Source organism: Dolichospermum sp. UHCC 0259, assembly GCF_009711935.1.
Classification (GTDB): Bacteria; Cyanobacteriota; Cyanobacteriia; order Cyanobacteriales; family Nostocaceae; genus Dolichospermum.
This window is the reverse complement of sequence record NZ_VIKX01000088.1, coordinates 1-5,588: the sequence shown is the minus strand read 5'-3', so window position 1 is coordinate 5,588 and position 5,588 is coordinate 1. Positions and strand designations below refer to the sequence as shown.

General features: G+C 40.1%; 5 protein-coding genes. 2 read left to right on the top strand and 3 right to left on the bottom strand.

The annotated features are described in order from the left end of the window. The 3 genes from FJR05_RS06940 to FJR05_RS06930 form a co-directional block, all read right to left on the bottom strand. Positions 1-1,870 (bottom strand): nitrate ABC transporter ATP-binding protein (locus FJR05_RS06940; protein WP_168643440.1); only part of this gene is annotated, 1,870 nt, incomplete at its 3' end. 88 nt (positions 1,871-1,958) lie between these two features. Then, positions 1,959-2,795: a nitrate ABC transporter permease gene (gene ntrB / locus FJR05_RS06935; protein ID WP_168643439.1), complete on the bottom strand. Its 837-nt coding sequence runs from the start codon at positions 2,793-2,795 to the stop codon at positions 1,959-1,961. Between the two features lie 121 nt (positions 2,796-2,916). After that, on the bottom strand, positions 2,917-4,290 hold the full coding sequence (locus FJR05_RS06930) for a CmpA/NrtA family ABC transporter substrate-binding protein (RefSeq protein ID WP_168643438.1): 1,374 nt from the start codon (positions 4,288-4,290) through the stop codon (positions 2,917-2,919). A 492-nt stretch (positions 4,291-4,782) separates the two neighbouring features. On the opposite strand from FJR05_RS06930, the gene FJR05_RS06925 reads away from it, so the two are divergent. Beyond that, positions 4,783-4,968 carry a hypothetical protein gene (locus FJR05_RS06925; RefSeq protein WP_168643437.1) on the top strand — a complete coding sequence of 62 codons (186 nt, stop codon included), beginning with the start codon at positions 4,783-4,785 and terminating at the stop codon, positions 4,966-4,968. A gap of 70 nt (positions 4,969-5,038) precedes the next feature. Beyond that, complete coding sequence (locus FJR05_RS06920) at positions 5,039-5,479, top strand: ubiquinol-cytochrome c reductase iron-sulfur subunit (RefSeq protein ID WP_168643436.1); 441 nt, start codon at positions 5,039-5,041, stop codon at positions 5,477-5,479. Positions 5,480-5,588: the final 109 nt, after the last annotated feature.

Below are 5,588 nucleotides of genomic sequence, written 5' to 3'. Positions count from 1 at the left end.
CACAAATAGAAAACTGACAGACCACTAGTTCTCTGGCTGCTGTACTGAAAACGCGGACTCGACACACTCGTTCGACGATTTCTACCCAGTTTCTGGGGAAGGGAGTATCACCCCACCTCGCTAATTGAGTCATAATCCAAATTTGTTCTGTCCGACTGGGGCGGTTAATGGCAGACTCGGAATAAAATTGGTGATGGGCATATTCCCGCATCGGATAATCTAAGTCACAACTATCACTACTGGGGTTTTCCAGTTGGATATATTCAATATCTGTGCTGACATAATCCCGACTTGCTAAAATTTGCCGGACTTCTTGGGCATTGGCAGGATCTGCACAATATTGGCAAGCTTCTAATAAGGCTTTGGTTAAGGCAATATGGGTATTCGGATAAGCTTCTGCCCAATCTTCTCGCACGCCTAAAACTTTACCGGGGTGTCCTAACCAAACTTCTAAATCTGTGGCAATTGTAAAGCCTGAACCTTCAACTGCTGCCCGATAATTCCAAGGTTCACCTACAGAATAACCGTCAATAGTTCCACCTTTTAAATCTACTACCATTTGGGCAGGGGGGATATTTTTCATATCCACATCATTGTCGGGATCAATTCCTCCTGCTGCTAACCAATAACGGAGGAGTAAATTGTGCATGGATGCGGGATGAACTACACCCATTCTGTGTGTTTGTTCGCGGGTTTTTAGGAGGTATTTTTTGAAGTCGGATAAGCTATGTACACCTTCTTCATAAAAGCGTTTTGCTAAGGTGATGGCGTTACCGTTGCGGGTCATCGTGAGGGCGGTGACAACGGGTAAGGGTTCGTTTTTATTGCCTCCCAAACTTAACCACATTGGCATTCCAGAGGGCATTTGTGCCGCATCTAAATATCCCCCCGTCATCCCGTCTACAATTCCCCGCCAACTGCTTTCCCGGACTAAATTAACCTCATCCAGACCATGTTTGATGAAAAAGCCTTTTTCTTTGGCGATCGCCAGGGGGGCGCAAGCTGTAATGGGTAAGAAGCCAATTTCTAAATTAACTTTTTCTAAACCATGACGAACCACTGCTGCGGTTTTCCGCGCCCGAATTTTTTTGACTCGTTTTTGTTGGTTAAGGAAGTAAATCATTTCACTTCGTAAGGTGTAGTAACTGGGATGTTTTACTACTTCCATGCGTTTACGAGGACGAGGAATATCTACTTCTAAAATGTCGCCAATTTTTGATTCTGGTCCGTTGGTTAACATGACAATTCTGTCAGATAACAAAACGGCTTCGTCTACGTCGTGTGTCACCATGACGGCGGTAACTTCGTTTTCTTCGCAAATTTGCATTAATTGTTCTTGCAAATTACCGCGAGTTAGGGCATCTAAAGCACCGAAGGGTTCGTCTAATAGTAATAGTTTAGGACGAATTGCCAAGGCGCGAGCGATCGCTACTCGTTGTTTTTGTCCACCTGATAACATCCCTGGTTGTTTATCAGCATGGGGACGTAAACCTACCATATCTATATGCTGTTCGATGATTTCTTTCCGTTCGGCTGCGGGCATTCCATTTAATACTGAATCTACTGCTAAGGCAATATTTTCTCTCACTGTTCGCCAAGGTAAAAGCGAATAGTTTTGAAATACTACCATTCTATCTGGTCCTGGTTTTTTAATCCTTTGTCCTTCCAGAGTTACTAATCCTTCTGTGGGCAAATCTAAACCGGCAATCATATTTAAAAGCGTTGATTTACCGCAACCAGAGTGACCAATAAGAGAGATAAATTCACCTTTTTTGATTTCTAAATTAATGTTTTTCAGGGCGATATATTGACCGCCGCCAGTTAATTCAAAAACTTTATCAATTTGATCAACAGCAACAAATATAGACATAGTTTTAGTATTGGGTAATTGGTAATTGGTAATTGGTAATTGGTAATAGGAAGAAAAATATTCTCCTCTGCTCCTCTGCTCCCATTCTCTACTTTTGTTCTGGTAAAATCCAGTTTTGTAATGCAGCCATGAGTTTATCTAGGATTAAACCAACAACACCGATATAAACTAAAGCCAAAATTACTTCACTAACGTTGTTATTTTGATAGGCATCCCAGATGAAAAAGCCGATGCCGACAATACCGGACATAACGATTTCTGCCGCAATAATCGCCAACCAAGCTAAACCAATGGCAATTCTTAACCCTGTAAAAATGTATGGTAATGCGGAGGGAATTAAGATGTTAAAGAAATACTCTTTTTTAGAAAGTTGGAGAACTTTAGCAACGTTGTTATAGTCTTGAGGAATTTGCGTTACACCCACCGCAGTGTTAATGAGGATCGGCCAAATTGCGGTGATGAAAATTACGAATAATGCTGCTGGTTCGTTTTGGCGTAATGCTGCTAAAGAAATAGGAACCCAAGCTAAAGGAGGAACTGTTCTTAATAACTGAAACAAAGGATCTAAAGCTTTTGACATGGTTTTATTAACACCAATCAAAACACCCACACCAATACCCACAATCGCCGCCAATGTATAGCTAATAGCAACCCGTTGGAGACTAGCCCAGATTTGCCAAAAAAGTCCTTTATCAGTGCCTCCTTTGTCATAGAAGGGATATAAAATCAAGATCCAAGTATCTTGAACAACTTGAATTGGTCCGGGTAATGTTGCCCCTGGAGTCCAAGAAAATACTTGCCAAATGGCTAGAAAGATAAATAACGCAATAGCTGGGGGGATAAGTTCAGGAAGTTGTTTTTGTAAACCCGATAAAAATTTATTCTCGAATTTAGGACTTGTGGCACGTTTTTGGGCTATGGTCATGGATTTTTCCTCAAATTTATGAATGGTTAATGGGTATTTTGTGAAAGTTAAATCTGCATTTTGTAAACCCGTGTAGAGACTTTATAGGGAACATCTCTACTTTTTTAGATATATTTATCTATTAAACGCTGACTTTTTTGATTTTTAAACTCTTGAGATATTCTTCTGGTTTCTCCGGGTCGAATTTGACTCCATCAAAAAATTCTTCTACTCCACGAGAGGTATTGGTAGGAATGTCAGCCGCAGGTATTCCTAATTCTTTAGCTGCTTCTTTCCAAATATCTTCGCGGTTCACTTTTTTGATTAATTCTTTAGCCTTGGCTGCACCATTGGTAATGTAATCTTGTGGCAAAAATCCCCAACGGACGTTTTCGGTAATGAACCATAAATCATGACTTTGGTAAGGATAAGAAACACTACCTTTAGCATCTTTCCAGTAATAGGCAGCCATTGATTTATCGTCTATTTTCCGACCATCACCCATATCATATTTACCTTGGAATGGGTCAGCCAGAACTGTTGGGGAGGATAAACCAAAATACTTTTTAACGGCGAGAATCTCTGCGGCTTCTTTGCGGTTATCAAAGTTATCTAACCATTGTTGGGCTTCCATAATCCCTTTTAATAAGGCTTTTGTAGCTTTGGGATGTTGGTCAACCCAATCGCCTCTCATGGCAAAATATTCTTCGGGGTGATTTTTCCAAATTTCGGCTGTTAATGCCGCCATGAAGCCAATTTTGTCGTTAACAAGGCGGAATGGCCAGGGGTCGCCGGTGCTGAAAGCGTCCATTGTGCCGGTTTTCATGTTAGCGACGGTTTGCGCTGCTGGTACTGTTAATAATTTGACATCTCCATCTGGGTCAATTCCACTAGCTGATAACCAGTAGCGAATCCATAAGTCTTGGTTAACGTGGGGGAATGTGAAAGCTGCGGTGAAGGGTGTGGAGGATTTGAGTTGGGCAAATAGGGGTTTAGCTGCATCAAGTTTTAAGCTAATACCTTTCCCTAGATGTTTGTTGGCGATCGCAATTGCATTACCATGAGTAACTAACTGCGCTAGAACATACATGGGTATTGGTTTATTACCCTTAGTAATTTTTCCTTCTGTAATTAAGTGTGGCATGGGCATTTGCCATTGACCACCATCAATACCACCACCAGCAGAACCAATTTCTACGTTGTCTCTTGCTGAACCCCAAGAAGCTTGTTTAGAAAGTTCTACATCTGACATCCCATGCTTCGTAAAAAAGCCTTTTTCTAAAGCAATTATTAATGGTGCAGACTCAACAATGGGAATATATCCAAGTTTAACTTTTGTGGTTTCTGGTTTTTGTTCTGGGCTAATATTAGCAACTGGTTGAACTGCTGATGTTGGAGAATTACCACCTGTTTCCGGTGGATTTCCTAAACAGCCTTTGAGTAATACTGCACTGGCTGAAACTCCAGCAGTGACTATGAACTTACGACGAGAAACCTGATTAAAAAATTCAGACATAAATACATTTCCTTGATTTACAAAGTTATTTTTTAAGCATATTTTTTAGTCATACATTAGACATCACAATTAAAGGAAGATTATAAGAATCTCTGGCTAATGCACTAAAAAAATAGCCTTTTCGGTATTAAAAGGCTGATTTCGCTATGGGAACAAAGTTTAATTACCTTGGGTCGTTGGGTTAAGATGCAAAACAATCTCTGAACCAATTAAAATTAGTTTACAGTTTTTTTTAGGAAATGGATCAACTTTGCAAGGTAATTATTAAATAAATATTAGATTAGACATATAAGTAAAAATTTATAATTTAGACTTAATTTTATAACAAGTTTTTTATATATATTCTTTGATTGATGACAATGATTATTCTCAACTATGATTCCCGTAACTTTAGGTTGATTTAATCACATAAATAAGGCATGAAATAGATAATTTTGATGTTAACTATAGAATGACATCTTCATCCATAGATAAATTTGATGATCACCATTTTTGATAACGGAGAATTATTACAGTAGGAGTCAGGAGTCAGGAATCAAGGAGTCAGGAGTCAGGAGTCAGGAGAAAGAAGGAAGAAGAAGAAGAAGGAAGAAATTTTTCCCCTGCTCCCTGCCTCCTGCCTTATCCCAACGACAATTTTTAACGCCAACCTACTTAGTTATAGGAAGGGGATTATAGCTAAAAAATGACATTATCAACCTTTGCCAGTAATAATAGATGAAAAATCACATACTGATTACTAGCAAATATGAAACGTCGTGAATTTATAAATTGGGTGGGATTAGGTTGTTTAGCTAGTTCCTTACCTGTCGCAATTGCAGCCTGTTCTCCCGATACCAGTACATCAGCTAATGCTGGATCTAATGCTGCTACTAAAGGCTGGCAAAAGGTGGGTACTGTGGCACAATTAGACAAAACTGGTCAACTCTTGGTAGAAAATTCCCCAATTGGTGCAGTATTGGTAGTTGGCACATCTAAAACCGCCAAAAATTTGATTGCTGTGAATCCAGCTTGTACTCATCAAGGTTGTACGATTGACTGGAAAGCCAAGGAAGGTAAATTTGTTTGTCCCTGTCATGGGGCAAAATTTGCTCGTGATGGCAAGGCACAAGACGGCCCTGCTAAAAAACCACTGAAAACTTACCAAGCTAAGATTGAGCGTGGTTCTGTCTTAGTCCTAGCTACTTGATCCTCTAAAGAATCTTATATAGCAGAAGGAAGGGGGCAGGGGGCAGGGGGCAGGTTGATAGGCATCCCAGATGAAAAAGCCGATGCCGACAATACCGGACATAACGATT

Excerpts from the sequence above, each read along its gene's own strand:
- FJR05_RS06930 (WP_168643438.1), bottom strand. The coding sequence starts at position 4,290 with ATGTCTGAATTTTTTAATCAGGTTTCTCGTCGTAAGTTCATAGTCACT.
- FJR05_RS06920 (WP_168643436.1), top strand. The coding sequence starts at position 5,039 with ATGAAACGTCGTGAATTTATAAATTGGGTGGGATTAGGTTGTTTAGCT.
- ntrB (WP_168643439.1), bottom strand. The coding sequence starts at position 2,795 with ATGACCATAGCCCAAAAACGTGCCACAAGTCCTAAATTCGAGAATAAA.